General features: G+C 37.5%; 20 protein-coding genes and 3 tRNA genes. 11 read left to right on the top strand and 12 right to left on the bottom strand.

Annotated features, from left to right (window positions below; translation table 11 throughout):
• Positions 1-55: 55 nt before the first annotated feature.
• The 5 genes from F960_RS21535 to F960_RS10800 all read right to left on the bottom strand — a co-directional run bounded on the left by F960_RS21535 (position 56) and on the right by F960_RS10800 (position 5571).
• Positions 56-1318 (bottom strand): accessory Sec system protein Asp2, encoded by a 1263-nt coding sequence (locus tag F960_RS21535; RefSeq protein WP_004863972.1) that lies wholly within the window; start codon positions 1316-1318, stop codon positions 56-58.
• Positions 1319-1495: 177 nt separating this feature from the next.
• Entirely contained in the window at positions 1496-2341 is an 846-nt protein-coding gene (gene dapF / locus F960_RS10815) for a diaminopimelate epimerase (RefSeq protein WP_004863970.1), read from the bottom strand.
• Positions 2342-2354: 13 nt separating this feature from the next.
• The gene (lysA, locus tag F960_RS10810) at positions 2355-3599 is read right to left on the bottom strand and encodes a diaminopimelate decarboxylase (protein ID WP_004863966.1); all 1245 of its coding nucleotides are present in this window, start codon (positions 3597-3599) and stop codon (positions 2355-2357) included.
• A gap of 151 nt (positions 3600-3750) precedes the next feature.
• A complete protein-coding gene (lptM, locus tag F960_RS10805) occupies positions 3751-3978 on the bottom strand; it encodes an LPS translocon maturation chaperone LptM (protein ID WP_004863965.1) in 228 nt (75 codons plus the stop codon).
• A 189-nt stretch (positions 3979-4167) separates the two neighbouring features.
• Positions 4168-5571, bottom strand: coding sequence for an amino acid permease (locus tag F960_RS10800; RefSeq protein ID WP_004863963.1), 1404 nt, complete (start codon positions 5569-5571; stop codon positions 4168-4170).
• 290 nt (positions 5572-5861) lie between these two features.
• Between F960_RS10800 and radA the strand changes: the two genes are divergently transcribed.
• From radA to F960_RS10785, 3 genes are all read left to right on the top strand, one after another.
• Positions 5862-7253, top strand: coding sequence for a DNA repair protein RadA (gene radA / locus F960_RS10795; RefSeq protein ID WP_004863960.1), 1392 nt, complete (start codon positions 5862-5864; stop codon positions 7251-7253).
• A 148-nt stretch (positions 7254-7401) separates the two neighbouring features.
• Positions 7402-8364 (top strand): Tim44 domain-containing protein, encoded by a 963-nt coding sequence (locus tag F960_RS10790; RefSeq protein ID WP_004863957.1) that lies wholly within the window; start codon positions 7402-7404, stop codon positions 8362-8364.
• Between the two features lie 364 nt (positions 8365-8728).
• On the top strand, positions 8729-8962 hold the full coding sequence (locus tag F960_RS10785) for an EF-hand domain-containing protein (protein WP_020846406.1): 234 nt from the start codon (positions 8729-8731) through the stop codon (positions 8960-8962).
• 101 nt (positions 8963-9063) lie between these two features.
• Here F960_RS10785 and F960_RS10780 read toward each other — a convergent pair whose 3' ends face one another.
• On the bottom strand, positions 9064-10254 hold the full coding sequence (locus F960_RS10780; RefSeq protein WP_004863950.1) for a S1C family serine protease: 1191 nt from the start codon (positions 10252-10254) through the stop codon (positions 9064-9066).
• Positions 10255-10489: 235 nt separating this feature from the next.
• On the opposite strand from F960_RS10780, the gene F960_RS10775 reads away from it, so the two are divergent.
• The 3 genes from F960_RS10775 (at position 10490) to F960_RS10765 (ending at position 12417) form a co-directional block, all read left to right on the top strand.
• On the top strand, positions 10490-11248 hold the full coding sequence (locus tag F960_RS10775; protein WP_004863947.1) for a Nif3-like dinuclear metal center hexameric protein: 759 nt from the start codon (positions 10490-10492) through the stop codon (positions 11246-11248).
• A 264-nt stretch (positions 11249-11512) separates the two neighbouring features.
• The gene (gene sodB / locus F960_RS10770; protein WP_004863946.1) at positions 11513-12139 is read left to right on the top strand and encodes a superoxide dismutase SodB; all 627 of its coding nucleotides are present in this window, start codon (positions 11513-11515) and stop codon (positions 12137-12139) included.
• A 202-nt stretch (positions 12140-12341) separates the two neighbouring features.
• A tRNA-Asn gene (locus F960_RS10765) sits at positions 12342-12417 on the top strand.
• A gap of 58 nt (positions 12418-12475) precedes the next feature.
• Here the strand turns inward: F960_RS10765 and F960_RS10760 are convergent.
• Positions 12476-13012, bottom strand: coding sequence for a hypothetical protein (locus F960_RS10760; RefSeq protein WP_004863943.1), 537 nt, complete (start codon positions 13010-13012; stop codon positions 12476-12478).
• A 153-nt stretch (positions 13013-13165) separates the two neighbouring features.
• Between F960_RS10760 and F960_RS10755 the strand changes: the two genes are divergently transcribed.
• The 4 genes from F960_RS10755 (at position 13166) to F960_RS10745 (ending at position 14361) form a co-directional block, all read left to right on the top strand.
• Positions 13166-13241: transfer RNA gene (locus tag F960_RS10755), tRNA-Asn, on the top strand.
• 183 nt (positions 13242-13424) lie between these two features.
• Positions 13425-13598: a hypothetical protein gene (locus F960_RS22665; protein ID WP_004863940.1), complete on the top strand. Its 174-nt coding sequence runs from the start codon at positions 13425-13427 to the stop codon at positions 13596-13598.
• Between the two features lie 198 nt (positions 13599-13796).
• Positions 13797-13872 (top strand) — tRNA-Asn (locus F960_RS10750).
• Between the two features lie 45 nt (positions 13873-13917).
• Complete coding sequence (locus F960_RS10745) at positions 13918-14361, top strand: DUF2726 domain-containing protein (RefSeq protein ID WP_373855039.1); 444 nt, start codon at positions 13918-13920, stop codon at positions 14359-14361.
• 126 nt (positions 14362-14487) lie between these two features.
• Here the strand turns inward: F960_RS10745 and F960_RS10740 are convergent, their stop codons facing one another.
• Complete coding sequence (locus tag F960_RS10740) at positions 14488-15366, bottom strand: metal-dependent hydrolase (protein WP_004863935.1); 879 nt, start codon at positions 15364-15366, stop codon at positions 14488-14490.
• Between the two features lie 455 nt (positions 15367-15821).
• On the opposite strand from F960_RS10740, the gene F960_RS10735 reads away from it, so the two are divergent.
• A complete protein-coding gene (locus F960_RS10735) occupies positions 15822-18023 on the top strand; it encodes an OsmC domain/YcaO domain-containing protein (protein WP_004863931.1) in 2202 nt (733 codons plus the stop codon).
• A gap of 124 nt (positions 18024-18147) precedes the next feature.
• Here the strand turns inward: F960_RS10735 and F960_RS10730 are convergent, their stop codons facing one another.
• The 4 genes from F960_RS10730 to ubiA form a co-directional block, all read right to left on the bottom strand.
• Entirely contained in the window at positions 18148-18588 is a 441-nt protein-coding gene (locus F960_RS10730) for a hypothetical protein (protein WP_004863928.1), read from the bottom strand.
• A 125-nt stretch (positions 18589-18713) separates the two neighbouring features.
• The gene (locus F960_RS10725; protein WP_004863923.1) at positions 18714-18962 is read right to left on the bottom strand and encodes a hypothetical protein; all 249 of its coding nucleotides are present in this window, start codon (positions 18960-18962) and stop codon (positions 18714-18716) included.
• Between the two features lie 366 nt (positions 18963-19328).
• Complete coding sequence (locus F960_RS10720; RefSeq protein ID WP_004863920.1) at positions 19329-19778, bottom strand: hypothetical protein; 450 nt, start codon at positions 19776-19778, stop codon at positions 19329-19331.
• A 211-nt stretch (positions 19779-19989) separates the two neighbouring features.
• Positions 19990-20868 (bottom strand): 4-hydroxybenzoate octaprenyltransferase, encoded by an 879-nt coding sequence (gene ubiA, locus F960_RS10715; protein ID WP_004863918.1) that lies wholly within the window; start codon positions 20866-20868, stop codon positions 19990-19992.
• Positions 20869-20875: the final 7 nt, after the last annotated feature.

The raw sequence follows: 20875 nt of genomic DNA, 5'->3' as shown, positions 1-20875 counted from the left end.
AAATAAAGTAGATAAATCAAAAAATCTATCTTTCAGACACAGTATATATAGCATCTTATTTTATATTTAAATACAAAATATCATCTTCAGTAGATAGCTCATATTTACCATTCAGGCTAATATTTTTTTCATCTAATTCGTAGAAAAAAGGTGAAATAACTCGTTCCCCCGTTTCCATAATGATTTCTATAGACAACCTATAAAAACCTTGAGGCAAGTAATCTAATGCTAAGCCACGAAAACCCAATGTACAGAAAAAAGCTTTATCATAATTAACAAAGGCATCTGCATAATATTCTTTTGTAATAAAAATCTTATGACCTTTTGCTAAATCTAATTTAAATTGTGAAGTATCTGAATCAAGTAAAAGTACATAATCTAAGTCTTCATAATTTTGACATGCCAAACCTCTCAAGAAAAATACACCTTCAGGATGAAATCTCGACTCATCATCAAAATCAACTTTCATTGCCTTAAATACTGGTTCCTTTGTAACTTTAGCTTTTTTATGTGGTAAATCCCCTATTGACACATGATTTAAAAATGAGGGCACTAAATTAAAAACCAAACAATTTAAAATGCTTAAGATAAGCGGTGTATTAAAAAATGTTACATCTGGGTGCGTTCGTACCAAGCATGATTGAGATTCGATGTAATTGAAATTGTTATATTTAGCAAATGCTCCAATAAAAGGCTTTATTTGAGAATTATGAATGTAATCCTTTTGTGATGAAATCAAAAAAATATTTTTGTCAAACGCCTGATCTTGATCAATTTCTTTAATTACTCTCAGATCAAGTTGGTTAATTTTTTCAGAATTAACTTCGCCATGACATATAAAATTTGCACATAATCTTGGCTGGTCCTTCGGTTCAATACCTGAAATAAATGATCCTATTTTTATAGTTGGGGCTGAAGCTACTATATTTTTAAAATTATATTTAGCCCCATAATACAATGCACTAGCTCCCCCCTTAGAACAACCAAGTAAAGTACAATATTGCTGATCTATCTCCAAAAATAGTTGCACTTTACGAATAAAGCCAATAACTGCCTGCTCTAATCGATCCTCACCTAAAACATCCATATAATATGTTGCCAAATTATTCTGGTAAAAATCATCTTTAATCCAAAGAACAGCAGCACGGCATGAATTATTTAAAGAACCGAAAAAGTCATATGTAAAATCACTACCCGTACCAAAACCACTGAACACGATAATTAAATGATTAGTATCATAGCTACGATTCTTTAAAATATATTTGAATTGATAACCTAAAAAACTATGAGTTTCTTCTTTACCAGAAGCAAGCAACATTCATCTATATCCTTTTATAGTCAAATACTTATTTATACTATTTTAGACATTGTTTATAAATATTAACAATAAATAATTAATTAATTAACTTATTTTTCTGTTATCTATAATTTAAACTATAAAACACTTTAAATAAAAAACCCTGACGAATCAGGGTTTTGTTTTTTAATTTTTCAATCAATTTTGGAAGTAACGCATATCCAAACGACCTTCATATACAGTAGCTGTTGGACCTGTCATCCAAACTACACCGCCTTCTTGCCATTCGATTTGAAGTTTGCCACCAGCCAATTCGATTTCAACATTATTTGCCAACAAACCACGGCGCATACCTGAAACAGCAGCAGCACAAGCGCCTGTACCACATGCCATTGTTTCACCTACACCACGTTCATAAACGCGTAAACGAGCATGCTTTTCATCAACGATTTGCATAAAGCCAGCATTCACACGCTCAGGGAAACGTTCATGCGACTCGACTTGTGGTCCAATTTTAGCAACTTCAGCAGTCAAAACATTTGAAACGATGGTGACAGCATGCGGATTGCCCATGTTGACAACATCAATCGAAATCGACTCATTATCAGCCAAAGCCAAGTCATATAGATTTTCTGGTTCTTCAGCTACAAATGGAATTTCGTTTGGTAAAAAACGTGGATAACCCATATTGACACGTACCCAACCATTTGGACCCAATTCAGGTTCAACGATCCCTGAACAGGTTTGCACGCGGAGTTTGGTTTTATTGGTAAGTTGGCGTTCATGCACGAAGCGTGCAAAACAGCGCACACCATTACCACATTGCTCTACTTCTGAGCCATCAGCATTGAAAATACGATATTTAAAATCTACATTAGGTTCATCAGGTGGCTCAACAATGAGCAATTGATCAAAACCAACACCGAAATGTCGATCTGCCAAACGTTGAATCGTCACTGCATCAAAATATGCACGTTGACTAATCAAATCCACCACCATGAAGTCATTGCCTAGACCATGCATTTTGGTAAATTCTAATAACATCTTGAATTACTCCTTAAGGCAACAAACGTTCTCTTTCCCACAATGATTCAATGGGTTCTCGCTCACGAATCAAATGGGCTTGGTCAGCATCTACCATCACTTCAGCAGCACGACCACGAGTATTGTAGTTTGAACTCATGACAAAACCATAAGCACCTGCGCCGAGCATAGCCAATAGATCATTTTCTTTTAACGCAAGTTTGCGTTCTTTACCAAGAAAATCACCAGTTTCACAAATTGCACCGACGATATCCCATTCTTTAGCTTCAACATCATCATGTGGGCTAACAGGCTGAATATCCATCCAAGCTTGGTATAAAGATGGGCGAATCATGTCATTCATCGCTGCATCAATAATGGCAAAATTACGATGATTGGTTGGTTTAAGCAAATCAACCTTCGTCAAAAGAATACCTGCATTTGCACTGATGCTACGACCTGGCTCCATATAGACTTTTAAGCCAAGTTTGAGCAAAGCGTCTTTCATCGCATTTGCATATTCTTCAACAGTAGGAGGAGCTTCATCTTTATAAGTCACCCCTAAACCACCACCAATATCAACATGTTGAAGATTGATACCCATTTCTTTCAATTTTTCGATCATAAGTACAATACGATCAAGCGCATCAACAAAAGGCTTGGTTTCTGTCAATTGCGATCCAATATGACAATCAATCCCAACCACATCAAGGTTTGGAAGTGATGCAGCATATTGGTAGGTTTCAAAAACGACATCTGATGGGATACCAAATTTGTTTTCTTTTAAACCTGTTGAAATATAAGGATGTGTTTTAGCATCTACATCTGGATTCACACGCAAAGAAACTGGTGCTTTTTTATTTAATTTTGCTGCAACTTTTTGGATACGATCAAGCTCTGCATAAGACTCGACATTGAAACATGCAATCCCAACATTCAACGCTTTTTCGATATCTGCTTCAGATTTGCCTAAACCAGAAAAAACGATTTTCGAAGCATCCCCGCCTGCAGCCAATACGCGTGCTAACTCACCACCAGTCACGATATCGAAACCAGCACCAAGTTTTGCAAGTACATTAAGCACCGCAATATTTGAGTTTGACTTGACCGCAAAACAAATTTGATGATCGATAAAGCTAAATGCACGATCCATATCCAAATAATTTTTTTCAAAAGCAGCTTTTGAATAAACGTAAAGTGGAGTGCCAAATTGTTCAGCCAGTTGATTCAACGAATTTTGTTCAGCGTGCAAAACCCCATTGATGCGGGTAAAACTCATGTATGTGTCCTTGTCGTAAATGCAATGAAAATAATACGTCTTGTAGAGTGCTTATTCACAGAGTTATGGCATCCATTCATCCAGCAAAATACGTTAGAAATATCGTATTTCAGCAATCAATAAATGCGCGATCTGCTCTGTAATAAAACAATTATTGCGCGTTAGGAGTCGTATCGACCGGTTCAGAACTAGCACGTGACTGTACTTGGTCTGAAGCTTGTTTCGCTTGATTGTCTTGATCTGAATATTTGTACAACAAATATTTTGGACGCTTATCGCCATTGATATCTTTAGGCAAAATTAAATCGCCTGATTGACCACAACCAACCAAAGCAAAAGAAGTCGCCAATAAACTCATGCAGCAAATGGCAAAACGCATCTGACCACCTATCTATAGATTTTTGCGAATTATACCCTGATCAAGAAAAATGACCAAAGTATTATGAGCATTCAAGAGTATATTCATCATAAAAAAAACGCCAGTTTTAAACTGACGTTTTTCGTGATTTTAAAGATAAAGTTGAAAATATATTGAATGATTCAGCGATACATTTTCAAATCACTTGGATTATTTGATTTTCTTACGTACAAAACCGAAATAACCAATGATCAAAATCACAAACCAAATTGGGCTGACTTTTAACGCTTTGAAGGTATCTGCTTCTAAAGAAAGCACATAAATCATGCCGATGAAGAAGATTGCAACGATGGCGCAAGTAAACAAACCACCAGGAAGTTTAAAGGTTGATTGCTGATGTAATTCATTACGTTTTGTATAATAAATCACGTAGCTCCAGATGATCATCAACCAGATACAGATAAATAAAATCGTAGAAAGTGTCGTAGCAAGCGTAAATGCTTCAACTGTATTTGGTACAAAATACTGCAGACCAGCACCACCAACCAAACAAAGTGCAGAGAAATAAAGTGCATTTGCAGGCACAGCACGGCGGTTTAACACACCAAATGCTTTTGGACCTTGTTCTTCACGAGAAAGACCAAATAACATACGGCTCGTTGAGAATACACCACTGTTCATCGAAGACATCACTGAAGACAGCACCACCAAGTTCATGATAATTGCAGCTGCGGCAATACCTGCTTGGCTAAACAAGTTTACAAATGGGCTGACTTTAGGATCAATATGATTCCAAGGTGTCACTGACATCACGATCACAAGTGCCAAAACGTAGAAGAAAATAATACGAATTGGAATCGAGTTAACCGCTTTTGGTAAGTTCTTTTCAGGATCTTTCGTTTCAGCAGCAGTTGTACCGACCAATTCCACACCTACAAAGGCAAAAATTGCAATCTGGAAACCCGCCAAGAAGCCATGAGCTCCAGTAGGGAAAAATCCACCATTGGCATAGAGATGACTAAATGATGCAACATCACCTGCTGTAGAAGTAAAGCCTGTAAATACCATCCACAAACCAACCAAAATTAATACCACAATTGCAATAATTTTGATCAATGCAAACCAGAACTCAAGCTCACCAAACAAGCGTACAGTCAGTAGATTTAGCCCCATAATGAAGACAATTGCAGCGAAACTGATCATGGCTCCGCCGAGCGGCGTAAACTCTTGTCCACCATTAAAGAACTGTAGATAGTAGATAATGGCTGAAAGATCTGCGATACCAATCGTGATCCAACACAGCCAATAGGTCCAACCGACAAAATAACCCGCCCACGGACCGATTAAATCAGTTGAAAAATCAATAAATGATTTGTATTGCAAATTAGAAAGTAACAACTCCCCTAATGCACGCATGACAAAAAACACCATCAAACCAATAATCATATAAATGAATAAAATTGATGGACCAGCCAAGCTGATGGTTTTACCAGAGCCCATGAACAATCCTGTTCCGATAGCTCCGCCAATTGCAATCAATTGCAGATGTCGATTTGACAAACTTCGATTTAGCTCACCTGTTTCAGCAGATGATTGGAGGTTTTCATTTGACATTTTTATTTTCTTCTCTCAAATTTCGTTATGTAAAAGTATCCTAAAACCAAAAAAATAAAACAGAATTTCGACTAATTATTCAATTTTTCTCCAGTTTTTCACTTCTTAGCGTACAATTTAATCAAAAAACCCATTTTATTCTTTGTATTTTACCGTTCCTTCGAACTTGCAGTTTACGTGCCAAAATTGATTTTGGCGATATGTACTACAAAAAATTGTTTTTTAAAACTGCAATTGTTACATTCTAGGCTTATTTACATCTCGTCTTTTAGATAGGCACATATATCATCATGGCTAAAGTTAAAACCATTTATCGTTGCGAACAATGTGGATCAGATCATCCCAAATGGGCAGGTCAATGCGGCGAATGCGGTGAATGGAATTGTTTAACTGAAATCCGTATCGAACCAGTTTCAAATCACCGTGCCAAAGTCAATATTGGTGGCGGTTATGCAGGACAGTCAGCAAACATCACCACTTTAGATAAAGTCACTGTCTCAAATGAAACCCGCTTGGCCACAGGCATTAGTGAGTTTGATCGAGTACTCGGTGGAGGTCTAGTCACGGGGGCTGTTGTTTTGATCGGGGGTGATCCGGGCATTGGTAAATCAACCATTTTACTCCAGACAGCGACGCATATGGCAGATGGCAATAGTTCTGCACTTTATGTCACAGGTGAAGAATCTTTATCTCAAGTTGCGCTACGTGCCAACCGTTTAGATCTGCCAACCAATAAACTCAAAGTCATGGCAGAGACTTGTGTTGAACGAATTTGTGAAGTTTTGGCTCATGAACGCCCTGCTATTGCGGTACTAGACTCTATCCAAACACTCTACACAGAAACTTTACAATCTGCGCCGGGTGGTGTTTCTCAAATCCGTGAATCGGCTGCACTCCTAACGCGTTTTGCTAAAAATAGTGGCACTGCACTGTTTATCGTGGGGCATGTGACCAAAGAAGGTGCATTGGCAGGTCCACGTGTTTTAGAACACATGGTGGATTGCGTACTGTATTTTGAAGGTCAGTCTGACTCAAGATACCGTATGATTCGCGCAGTCAAAAACCGTTTTGGCGCAGTCAATGAGCTTGGTGTTTTTGGCATGACTGATAAAGGTCTAAGAGAAGTTGCCAACCCTTCTGCGATTTTTCTCAGTCGCTATGATGAAGCCATCCCTGGTTCTGTCGTTATGATTAGTCGTGAAGGTACACGCCCCTTACTGGTAGAAGTGCAGGCTTTGGTTGATGATGCCCAAGGTCAACCTCGACGCGTAGCACTCGGTCTAGAACAAAACCGATTGAGTATGCTCTTGGCAGTAATGCATAGACATGGTGGCGTACAGATGCAAGGTCAAGATGTTTATGTCAATATCGTGGGTGGTTTGAAAATCACTGAAACAGGTTCCGATCTCGCAGTTTTACTGGCTTGCGCATCAAGTTTAAGAGGCAAGGCTCTTCCACAACAATTGGCTGTATTTGGCGAAGTTGGTCTATCCGGAGAAATTCGTCCAGTTCCAAATGGACAAGAACGACTCAAAGAAGCGGCAAAGCATGGATTTAAATATGCGATTTTACCTCGTGGAAATGCACCACAAAAGCCAATGGCAGGAATTGAAGTGATCGCAGTCGCGCGTCTACATGAAGCTTTAACCGAAGCAATGCGACTTTCCGAAGAACTTTGCTAAGCGTTTGATGCATTAATGTAAAAATTTCATAAAAAATTTGGCTTTTGTTATTGAAATTTTGAGTAAATAACTGCATAAATAAACTATCTATGATGGCGAATAGACCAAAATAGAATTTCTAACTTTTTATTATATGAAGGTATTTTCAATGGAAGTACGACAGCGTGGCTTGATCGCAGGTGTTTTAATGGCAACTTTGGCTTTTGCTCCATTAGCAGAAGCAAAACGTGCAGGTGGTGGTAAAAGCCATGGCATGAGCCGTTCTATGAATTCTAGTCAGTCTTATTCACAATCTCGTCCAGCTAGTCCTGCGCCACAGCCTGTCTCTCCTAATACTGCTCCGCAACGATCAGGTCCGGGTGTAGGCTCAATGGTTGCTGCTGGTGTAGCCGGTGCTGCTGTAGGTGCTGTAGCAGGTCATGCTTTGGCAAGTGATCGTGATGGACAACCGACTTCAAGTGCTCAAGCACCTGAAGAGAAAAAAAGTGGAATTCCAAGCTGGATTTGGATTCTATTGATTGCTGCGATTGCGTTCTTTATTTTCCGTAAAATCGGCGCAAAAAAAAAATCAGTAACTAATCCATATGCTCCAGGAGGTTCGGCTCCAAACTCAACGCCGAATAATGGACCATTTGGCAACAATGCAGCGCCACGTGCAAATGACAACACCAATATTTTTGGTCAGTCAGTTGGTGGCGGTGCAGCTCCAGTCGGTGGTGCGTTTACTCAAAGTGGTAACCAACTTCCTGATGGCACTGAACCTGCAGCATTTTTACGTGTTGCGCGTCAGCGTTTCAATCACATTCAGTCTGTTAACTCAGCAAGTAATGTTGAAGAAATCCGTCGCTATTTAACGCCTGAGCTATATAACTCAATGTATAGCGACATCATGGCAAACCAAGATCAAGATGTTGCCGAATTTAGCAATTTGAATGCAATGGTCGTTGATAGCTCAACTGAAAATGGTCAATATGTGGTGAGTGTTCGCTTTACAGGTTCTGTAAGCGAAGATTTAAATAGCCAACCTGTTCCATTCTCAGAAGTTTGGCATTTTGTAAAACCAGCAGGTTCAACACAAGATTGGATCGTTGCAGGTATTCAGCAAGACTAAGTCTTAGGGCTAAGCTTTAGATAAATCTAAAACAGCAACTTCGGTTGCTGTTTTTTTTGTGTTTTTTATCTGATAAATAAACAAATACTTGCAAGTTTAAAATCCAAATTCTGTTATAAAATAAATCATTAGCTTTGGCTATCTAGCATTAAATTTCTAACCTATTCTTTATAAAAAAAGAATCAAGATTTTATATTTTCATTATTCTACTTGTATTTCATAACTGATCATGACTAAGCTCAAACAATAAAAACGGGAGCAAATCATAATGAAAAAATATCTCCACCTTGTCATTTATTCCTTTTTTTTTCTTTCCACCATTAGCTTTGCCTGTGAACCAGCGTCTGTAGATTGGGATTTGATTATGAAAGATTATGATCTCAATAAAGACCAAAAAATTTCGCAGCATGAGTTTTCACACATACAAAATTTTGTGCCCTATGAATGGCCCAGCAGTATGCAATTTCAAGGTAAAGAAGGTCATACCAAATTATTTAAATATCTTGATCAGAATAATGATGGGCAACTTTCACAACAGGAATTGTATGAGGTTTATAACCTACTGCCCAATCCATGTGCAGGATGGCCATGGAAATAATGCTTTGTTAAAATTAAAGCAGATAAAAAAAAACAGCACAAAATGTGCTGTTTTTAATTGCTGACAATATCTCTAAGCCAAACTATTAAGGACAAAATATCTTAACGATGTGGCAATGGGATATATTGAGCATTATTATTTGATGGCGCTTTACGTTCAGTGACTTTTACGTCCGCTTGTAAAGTTTGATCACCTCGTTGTACTTGGATTTTGACTACACTGCCCGGCGCTTGTAAAGCAACATAATTCATCAAATGTGAAACTGAATCCACAGCTTCATTGTTCACTTTTAAAATCTTGTCGCCAACTTTGATGCCACCTTGATCAGCAGGACCACCTTTCAAAATACCTGCAACAACCACGCCAGTTTGACGAGGTGCAAGTACATCTTCATCAGTTTGCGTTGTTGCACTCAGTTGGATACCTAATTGACCACGAATCACACGACCATCTTTTAAAATGGCATTTAATACTTGTTCGCAGACTTTTGCAGGGATCGCAAAACCAATACCCAGATTTCCACCAGATTGAGAGAAAATTGCAGTATTAACACCGATTAGATTTCCTGCGACATCAATCAATGCACCGCCTGAATTCCCCGGATTGATTGCAGCATCAGTTTGGATAAAGTCTTCATAAGTATTAATCCCTAGATCTGAACGACCCAACGCAGAAATAATCCCTTGCGTTACAGTTTGACCGACGCCAAACGGATTACCAATTGCTAAAACGACATCGCCAACTTCATTACCACTCAATTTAAATGGCAATACTGGCAATTTATCAAGCTCTATTTTAATGACTGCCAAATCAGTATCAGGATCTGTACCGATGACTTTTGCAACTGCACGACGCCCATCTTGTAAACCAACTACAATTTGATCTGCTTGAGCAATCACATGATTGTTCGTCAAAATATAACCATCTGGACGAACAATAACCCCTGAACCTAGACTGTTTTCTTTCTCATTTTCATTTTGTCTTGGCAACTGGTCACCAAAAAACTCACGAAATGCAGGATCATTTAATAATGGATTTATAGTTCGATTATTGACTTTCTGAGTCGTAAAGATATTGACCACAGCGGGAGCGGCAACTTTAACAGCTGCACTATATGAAACCACGCCACCAGAACGTGAAGTATTCACCAAAGGTTCAACTTTTTCTGCAGGCATTTTTACACCATCAGCAGCGATCGGCGCTTTTGGCTGGTGAATTTTTTGCCATGCGATAAAGCTTAGGATTACAAGAATGAGTAATACCCAAGGTAACCAAGCAAAGGAACGGCGCACTTATTTTTCCTCTAAAATATTTTAATTCATTGATGACAAAGCATTTTCAATATTGTAATCCAATTAAATATATATTCTGCAAAATCACAAGAAGATTTGTTCAACTTTAGTTACAATTTATTTTTCTTCGCTCTATTTTTTAAATTGTCATTTTACTTTGTTTTGAAATTCTACTTAGATTTATCTGCTAAATTGTGCTTTTATATCTCTATATATTTCATTAGATTTTTTATTTATGGCTCAGTTAAATGACATCATCCATTGGTGTAATCAAACTTTAAAATCACATGAATTTCGTGACTATGCACCGAATGGCTTACAAATCGAAGGTCGTAGCGAGGTCAATAAAATTTTGTGTGCAGTCACCGCTTCTCAACAGGCGATTGATGCTGCAATTGAACAAAATGCTGATTTATTGTTGGTTCATCATGGTTATTTTTGGAAAGGTGAACCCTACCCGATCACAGGAATGCGCGGTCATCGAATCAAATCTTTGATTAAAAATGATATTTCATTGGTTGGCTATCACTTACCTCTCGATTCGCACCCTACGCTTGGCAATAATGCAGCCATTGCCGAGATACTCGAACTTGAAAATATCGAAGCATTAGATCCTTCTGAGCGTAACCCAATCGGCAATATCGCTTATCTTAAACAGGCGATGTCACCTGAAGCATTTAAAGCATTGTTAACTTCTCGTTTAGGTTTTGACACTATTCACTTGAATGCTGAAAGAAATTCCATACAAAAAATCGGATTTTGTACGGGCGCTGCTCAAGACTTTATTTCCAAAGCTTTTGAGCAAAATTGTGATGCCTATATTTCGGGTGAAGTGAGCGAACGCACCTATTATGAAGCACAAGAATTGAATGTACATTATTATGCTTGTGGGCATCACGCCACCGAACGCTATGGTGTGCAACGACTTGCAAAAGCTATTTCACAGCAGTTCAATATTGAGTATAGTTACTTCGAATTAAACAATCCGATTTAATCAAATGCCATAGCTTGAGGCTTTTTGTATATTTAAATCACTTGAAATATCCACTAAGCCTAGCCAATTTATGTACAAAAAATACCATAAATTGCAAGTTTTATAGGTGATAAATTATAGGCTGTTTTTTAACATTTTCTTTATACGTATAAATTCGAAATAAATTGTGTATTGTTATTTAAAAGCATGCACATTTACGGGAAGAATCCATTACAATAAAGCCACTTAATGTTAAAACCCAGCAAATTGCAAGGAATTAAAGACATGACAACCATTACTTTACCAGCGCTTCCATACGGTTATGAAGACCTCGCTCCTCACATCAGTAAAGAAACTTTAGAATATCACCACGACAAACACCACAACACTTATGTTGTAAACCTTAATAAAGCAATCGAAGGTACTGACCTTGCTTCTAAATCTTTAGAAGAAATCATCGTTGCGACAGCTGGTGATGCTGCTAAAGCTGGTGTATTCAACAATGCTGCTCAAGTTTGGAACCATACCTTCTACTGGAACTGTTTAGCTAAAAACGGTGGCGGTAAAGCGACTGGCGCTTTGGCTGCTAAAATTGACGAAGCTTTCGGTTCTTATGAAAAATTTGCCGAAGAATTCGCTGCTGCAGCAACAACTCAATTCGGTTCAGGTTGGGCTTGGTTAGTTGCTGACAAAGTAAATGGCAACCTTTCTATCCTTAAAACGTCAAATGCTGATACTCCACTTGCTCACGGTCAAGTTGCAGTATTGACAATTGATGTTTGGGAACACGCTTACTACATCGACTACCGCAATGCACGTCCTAAATACATCTCTACTTTCTTAGAAAGTCTAGTGAACTGGGACTATGCAAATGCTAAATATGCTGGTCAAGAAGCTGGTGTTGAAAAATAATTCGTTATTTTTCTAATAAAGATCACCCGCTCAGGGTGATTTTTTTTTGCTTTAATTAAAATACTAAACATATAAATACGTTGATAATTATACAAATTTTAAGCCTTTCTCAAAAATATGGATAATAAAAAAACATTCAAACGCGATTTCACTTGATTTGACTTGACCACATTATGTTTCATCTCTAAAATGCGCTTCAGATTCTCCAATAGCTCAGTCGGTAGAGCGACGGACTGTTAATCCGCAGGTCCCTGGTTCGAGCCCAGGTTGGAGAGCCAAATTCTAAAAAGCCCACTCTTATTGAAGTGGGCTTTTTTTATGGCTGATGAAAATATTTTACAAATCACCTTGCTCTTTCAGCTGAAACATATAAGTCTCCGCTGCGCTTCTAAATAAAATAAATTTTATAGTTTCAATATATTGAGGTAATGTTGCCGTACATAAATCTGTAAACTGCTCATCATCAGGGCTTTTAAACTGAATATTTGAATCCTGATTGAAGTTCTGTTTGATTTTAAAACTAAGATAATCATTAGGCAGATTAATCACATAGTCTGAACCTTGCTTAGAGATAATGGCATATTCAGAATTAAGCTTTAGATCATTATCCTCAAGCGGTACGCCAATATTTCCCTGCCCAACTCCCAGTAAAATATTAAAATTTTCCTGATTATATTCAATGATGCTCTTTGTATTTAGCTGATCTTTTTTATCAATTTGAAATATCTGATACGTATCATTCCACTCTTGCTGATCAATCAAATCTTTATATTTTAATTGGTTACAGTTTTTTTCACTAGATAGGTATGATTTTCCTTGAGTTTCAGCTGCTTTTTTCGTTTCATTTGACTTAGAGCAAGCGGCTAATGACACAGCTAAAATAAGAATATAAATTCAATTTTTCATGTGTTTTTTGAATGGTTTTTTAAATTTGTTCAATTATATAGCAAACAATTTCAATATCTTAGTATTTTCATATTTTTTACTTGACCAACTTGCCCCACATCTCTAAAATGCGCTTCAGATTCTCCAATAGCTCAGTCGGTAGAGCGACGGACTGTTAATCCGCAGGTCCCTGGTTCGAGCCCAGGTTGGAGAGCCAAATTCTAAAAAGCCCACTCTTATTGAAGTGGGCTTTTTTTTGTCATTCGCTTTTGTTCAGATTGTCATCGCAGTTAAATAATCACAACAGATACTAGAACTTAGTTAAAACGCCAAGCTGTGTCGCACTACCCTTTTTTATCATCCTCGAATGTTTACAATAAACCGAAAAAGGAGAAAGACGATGTTAGATAACAAAGTTCATATCATGCAAAATGAAGGTAAAGCTGCTGAGTTAAACTGCCAACGCGATGCCAATAACGAAGTCATCAGAATATTTGATTTTGATGGTGGCGCACTGCCGATTAATCCACGTGCTAGATCGGTGATTTGGCAAAATGAAGTTTGGTATTATTGATACTTCACCCTGTATTTATATCGCATTCAAATGTATTTTCAAGCAATCCCAATGCATTGCTATGTAGCTAAAGTGTTGAAGATTCATACTATATTTCATCAAAATGGTTATTTATATAGCATCCAAACCAAATCTCAGTCTTTAACAGCATTTTTTGCTTGACCAAACTGCCAGTGCCACATAAAATGCGTTCCAGATTCTCCAATAGCTCAGTCGGTAGAGCGACGGACTGTTAATCCGCAGGTCCCTGGTTCGAGCCCAGGTTGGAGAGCCAGATTCTAAAAGCCCACTCTTTCGAGTGGGTTTTTTCTTGCCCTGCATTTTTCATTTATCTATTCAAATGTTTATCACGATTGGTTGTTTTGCTACAGTTTTACTCATTGTTCTGTGCGTACAGCAATACCTCAGATCAAAGCAAAAGTTTTATCCCAAAAAAGTGATTACTGAATTTGAAAGTAAAATGTTTGCTCGACTAAAAGAAGCCTTCCCTCAATATCATGTGCTTGCTCAAGTGGCTTTTAGCGCACTGATTACCAGTCAAAATTTTAAAATTCGCAATCAATTCAATCGTAAAGTGACTGACTTTGTGATACTTAATCAAAGTTTGGATGTCATTGCGATTATAGAGTTGGACGATCCGAGCCATTTTGGTAAAGAAGCTGAGGATGCCAAACGTGATGCGATGTTGCATGAAGCGGGTTATCTGGTGCTACGTTATACCGACATCCCTACGGTGCGTCATTTAAAGAAAGACATCCACTAAAAGTGATGACTTAAATGCTAATCTAAGGAAATAAAAAGATAGCCAAATTTTTGGCATAAAAAAACAGTTTAGCGAGCATTTTCACTAAACTGCCTTTTAAACCAAATCAATCTTCGAACTTATCTTTTACGATACCTTATTTGTACTATCCAATGCATAAATAAACTGGCGCATTTGTTCCATATATTGACGATTGTCATGATCCCAAGGGTGGAAATTTGGGCGGAAATAATCTGCGTAATTTCTTAATTGTTTACGCAACACACCGATTTCTCCAAATGTATAACGGAACATTTTTTTCCAACTTGGTAAATCCGTCAGTTTTTTCTCGTCTTTAACGATCACTAGAAAAACTGGAATCACCAAACTCCAAAAAATAATAGTTGCAATAATCAATCCTGCACTGCGTTCAATATAAGCACGTGGCCCATGCCCTTTTACACTATTCCACACATCAAATGCCACGGCTTTATGTTCGGTTTCCTCAAAAGCATGCCAACGCCAGATATTGGCATAATGTGGTTCTGCCCCTTCAAAGAGTCGAGGATCTTTCAAAACGCCATCAGCCAAAAGCGCAGTAAAATGCTCTAGTGCAATGGTGCCACTCAACCACATATATGAAGGTAAATATTTCTGAATTTGCCCAAAAATATCCAAAACCAATTGCTCAAACTTTGGTGCAATCGGGCTTCGTGCAAAAAGTGCATTGTTGTAGGCTTCATGTTCACGGCCATGCATCGCCTCTTGCCCGATAAATGCTGTAACGGCTTTTAATAGTTCAGGATCTTGAATGAGATGCCGCTGCGCCCTTACAGAATCAATAAAAAATCGCTCGCCGACTGGGAGCACGATAGAAAAAGTGTTGAGCAATGCTGTAAAAATCGGACCTGCTGTATAATGCCATTTTTGAATCTGATCTTCGGGAAGATCAAATCTGATATCTCTTCTGATCGGCAGTGGTTCTTTATAGTCACTGCCTTTGGTAAAAAACTTGAAAATACCCATTATCGTTCCTTCCTATATTTATTTTTCTTGAAACACGCCCTTTATATAAATCAAACTGTTTTCATTCTATTTCAGCCCAATTTACACGTTTCTAATTATACATTTTATGTATAAATTTTAGCCAATTTTTCCGATCAATTGCACTGATATTGCACCCACACGACCTTTTCTCTTAGAAGATTCAGATCGTTAAAATACTACTGAGCATTTCTAACACCACAATCCCCGCCAAATTTATGCACTTATTTCCAAGCAAAACAGAGAAAAACCAACTAAAGTTATCAAATTGCTAAAATAGCTCTATAATAATGCCCATCATTGAGCGCGCTATTGATATTGCATATAGAAAATAACGCCTCTCATCTTATTTTTTAAGTCAATATTCACATTATATTTCGGCTTAATTCATCACATTTTGTGTCTGAAAAATCACTCAGAAATCATTAGGTAGCAGCATGGAAATCAAGGTTAATTATCTCGACAATCTTCGACAAGAAGCTAAGTTCGATGACTTCTCAGTTATTGCTGACCAACCGATTCGCTACAAAGGTGATGGTTCAGCACCCGGACCATTTGATTATTTTCTAGCATCTTCTGCACTTTGCGCAGCATATTTTGTCAAAGTATATTGTTTGGCACGTAATATCCCGACGGATAATATCCGCCTTTCACAAAACAATATCGTCGATCCTGAAAATCGTTATAAGCAAATTTTTAAAATCCAAGTTGAATTACCTGCCGATATTTCAGAAAAAGATCGTCAAGGTATTTTGCGTTCCATTGACCGCTGTACCGTTAAAAAAGTGATCCAAACAGGTCCTGAGTTTGTCATCGAAGAAGTTGAAAGTATTGATGCGGATGCTCAAGCGTTATTAATGCCAAACTTGGCTTCTGAAAATACAACTTTTATTGCAGGGAAAGATTTACCGCTCGAAGAAACCATTGCCAATATGTCTGGTATTTTGGCAGGTCTAGGCATGAAGATTGAAATTTCTTCATGGCGCAATATCGTACCAAATGTATGGTCTTTGCATATTCGTGATGCTCAATCACCAATGTGCTTTACCAACGGTAAAGGCTCTACCAAAGAAAGCGCGTTGGCTTCTGCGCTCGGCGAATTTATCGAACGTCTAAACTGTAACTTTTTCTATAATGATCAATTCTGGGGTGAAGAAATCGCCAATGCAGAATTTGTCCATTATCCAGATGAAAAATGGTTCCAACCTGGACCAAATGGTGAATTGCCGAAAGAAATTTTAGATGAATACACATTGGCCATCTACAATCCTGATGATGAATTATTAGGCACACATTTATACGATACAAACTCAGGCAATACTGCACGTGGTATCTGTTCTTTACCTTTTGTACGTCAGTCTGATGGCGAAGTTGTTTATTTTCCATCGAATTTGATTGAAAATTTATACTTAAGTAATGGGATGAGCGCAGGTAATACGCTTGCTGAAGCTCAAGTACAGTGCTTATCAGAGATCTTTGAACGTGCGGTAAAACGTGAAATCTTAGAAGGTGAAATTGCACTTCCTGATGTGCCTGCCGAGGTTCTTGCCAAATATCCTCGCATCGTTGAAGGCATCAAAGGTTTAGAAGAACAAGGCTTCCCTGTTTTAGTTAAAGATGCATCACTTGGCGGTCAATATCCTGTCATGTGTGTGACTTTGATGAATCCTCGTACTGGTGGTGTTTTTGCATCATTTGGCGCGCATCCAAAACTGGAAGTTGCTCTAGAACGTAGCCTCACCGAATTGTTACAAGGTCGTAGTTTTGAAGGTCTAAATGATCTACCAAAACCGACTTTTAGCTCAAATGCTGTGACTGAGCCAAACAATTTTGTTGAACATTTTATCGACTCAAGCGGTGTGGTTTCTTGGCGTTTCTTTAGTGCAAAATCTGATTATGATTTTGTGGAATGGGACTTTAGCAGTCAAGGCGAACATGCCAATGCCGATGAAGCAGCGCAAATGTTCAATATCCTTGAAGAAATGGGTAAAGAAGCATATATGGCGGTTTATCAGCATCTAGGTGCGACTGCTTGTCGTATCTTGGTGCCTGATTATTCTGAAGTGTATTTGGTAGAAGATCTGATCTGGGACAACACCAATAAAGCCCTCCTTTTCCGTGAAGATATTTTAAATCTCCACCGTTTAGACGAAGAGCAACTTGAAGCTTTGGCTGAACGTTTAGAGGAAGTTGAAGTCGACGACTATACCGATATCACGACCTTGATCGGGGTTGAATTTGACGACAATACGGTTTGGGGTCAATTGACCATTTTAGAGCTTAAACTCCTCATTTATATTGCTTTACAAGAGTTTGAAGAAGCTAAGGAATTGGTTGAACAGTTCTTGCAATACAACACCAATACTGTCGAACGTGGTTTGTTCTATCAATGCCTAAATGTGGTACTAGAAGTTGAGCTCGATGATGAGCTTGATCTCAATGATTATGAAGCCAATTTCCGTCGTATGTTTGGTGATGAACGTATGGATGCTGTCATTGGCTCAATGGATGGCAGTATTCGTTTCTATGGTTTGACTGAAACCAATATGCAACTTGAAGGTCTAGATCGTCATTTGCGTTTGATTGAAAGTTATAAAAAATTGCATGCGGCAAGAGCGAAAGCTGTAGCGGTGAAGTAAGTCAATTTAAGGTGATTCATTCCATCTCATATGATGAGATGAATCACTGTAACAAATTTCAATGTCAAATAATTTAAAAATTAGAATGCAAGATAGATATTTGTTAATCACTCTTCATAATATATTATTGTAAATTCTCAACACTTTTAAAGAATACAGTTCGACCACTCAATTGATCAATTTCAGGCTGAATAGCTTCTAATTCTCGTTCAGAAATATGATGTGAAATAGTGATTTTCCCATCTAAAGCTAATCCAACTCCGTTTGAAAAAGCACTTAAAACAACCCCAGATAAATGATAAAAATCATCTGGATCACCGAAATATTTTTCTGTAAATAAGTAGCTTTCATCATCACATATCTCATTGATCCAGTCGTGTTCTGATACCACATACCAAATATCTGATTGTTTTTTAACATGTATCGAATTAGGGCTTAAAAGGGTCGCTTCAGTGACAATATAACCAATACGCTGATGATCGTAGACAGTCCCATTGTAGCCAAAGACAAGATGAGAATGTCTTTTTTTAAGTGCATTAATATAATATTGTTTATCAAAAGTCATATTAAAATTTCCTAATGCCATAAACTGTTGTATTAAATAAATATTTTTTGAACAATGGATTTCTTATGTGGAAAACCGCCCGAAGGCGATTTTATATACTAAATAAAAAATAAAAATTAAATTCGTTACCAATAACGACTTTCAGTAAGGCTTTCAACGTGAACATCATTAATAAATACTGTTCCTTTTGTTGATCTAGGGAGCCATATAATGATTGATTCATTATTATATGTATGGCTTATTTCAGATATACTTTCTAAAGAATTACAAACTATTTTGATTTCATCATTTTTATTTAAAAAAAATTCATCAGTAGATGGTTCAATAAAGACTCTAATCACTTTATCGGTGTCATTCCTATAAATAATATTCATCGCTTAACATCCATTTAAAATTTGTTGCATAGGTTTTTCTCTTGTAACTGGAGTTTTTTAGGATTGCTATGTAATTCTGTTTAACGAGATACCATTGAATAAATATTTTTCCATCATTTAATCTTAGTACGAAAAGCTCATGCCTCTTTAATCGCTTCTATTTAAATAGCAGAATATCCAGATCCGACTTTACCCATGTTGGTGAAACACCTTCCCTCCTAACATGCTAATCGATCAAATTCTGTATTCGTCAAACCTTCTGCTAAGGTGGCGCATATAGTGCAAATGAGTATTACCAAAAATCCGGCTTATACGAGAAGTCTATTCTCTTGATTAGAAATCCTCTAGGGTACTTAATCTTGTGAATTAAAGTTTCTTTTCATACGTTTCAACACTTTTAAAGAATACAGTGCGACCACTCAATTGATCAATTTCAAGCTGAATCGTTTCTAATTCTCTTTCAGAAATATGATGTGAAATAGTAATTTTCCCATCTAAAGCCAATCCAACGCCATTTGAAAAAGCAGCAAGAATAGTTCCCGATAAATGATAAAACAATTCTGTATCTGGCATATAATTAGGCTTTAAAAGGTAACTATCATCATTACATAGATGACTAATCCAGTCTAAACTTGATGTCACAAACCACATATTCCCTATTTTTCTTACACTGACTGCGTTTGGACTGAAAACTGCTGCTTCAGTCGTGATAAATCCGATTAAATGCCGATCATAAATATTGCCGTTGTAACCAAAAATTAAATTTGCATGCTTTCTTTTTAGACCATCTATAAAACTATATTTTTCGATATCCATTATATTTTCCTATTTATTATCTATAAATCGAGAGCTTAATTATTGAGTATCAACTAAGAGCTTTGATCTTATTTTAAAAGCGAATTATACAAGGTATTTTTTATTCTTTTTAAAGTGATAAAGCTCAGCAATATTCCCCTCTTTTAACACTCAAAACGTCATCTGAGGGGGAAGTAAAAATTATAATTTACAGTGATTTATTCAAATATATCTACAAATAAGCAATCACAATACCTATGAAGATAATAATCCCAACAAAGCGATTGTGTCTAAATGCCCAGAAACAACGCTGTGGATCACGATCATTGGTCTTGGTCCATTGATAGATAAAATCAGCCACCACCATAAGCAATGCAATCAAACCTATCGGCCATAAAATATCTGCACGATACATCGACATACCAATCAAAATTACTGCGATTGCTTGTAAAATTGAAATAATTTGAATGTCATATTTTCCAAACAAAATAGCCGTCGATTTAACACCAATTTTTAAATCGTATTCACGGTCAGTAATCGCATATTGCGTATCATAAGCCACCGTCCACGCCAAATTACCAAAATAAAGTAACCAACAAGTTGCATCGAGTGGCTTACCCATTGCAGTAAAAGACATCGGGATACCCCATGAAAATGCCATTCCCAAAACCACTTGTGGTAAATGAGTATAACGCTTCATAAATGGGTAAATAAAAGCTAAAACCAATCCTGCAAGCGCACAGTAAAAAGTTGCTATCGGTAAGAAAAATAAAGTACAAGCACTGGCCGCGACTAAAGCGATAAAAACCCAAACGGCTTCTTTTGCTGAAATCACACCTGTTGCAAGGGGGCGATTTTTGGTACGTTCAACATGCGCATCGACTTTACGATCAGCAAAATCATTGATCGCACAGCCTGCTGCACGCATAAAAATCGTACCCAAGACCATTGCGATCAACGTTGTGATATCCGGTATCCCATCTGCCGCAATCCATAGCGCCCACATCGTTGGCCAAAGCACCAGCTCCGTTCCAACCGGCTTATCAAAACGACATAAATAATAATAAGCTTCTAAGCGTTCACGCCAAGTGATGTGTTGTACAGCAGCCATAACTTTC

It is taken from the genome of Acinetobacter gerneri DSM 14967 = CIP 107464 = MTCC 9824 (genome assembly GCF_000368565.1).
GTDB classification, from domain to species: Bacteria; Pseudomonadota; Gammaproteobacteria; order Pseudomonadales; family Moraxellaceae; genus Acinetobacter; species Acinetobacter gerneri.
Note: the sequence above shows the minus strand (reverse complement) of the source record. Positions and strands in the feature narration are given on the sequence as shown.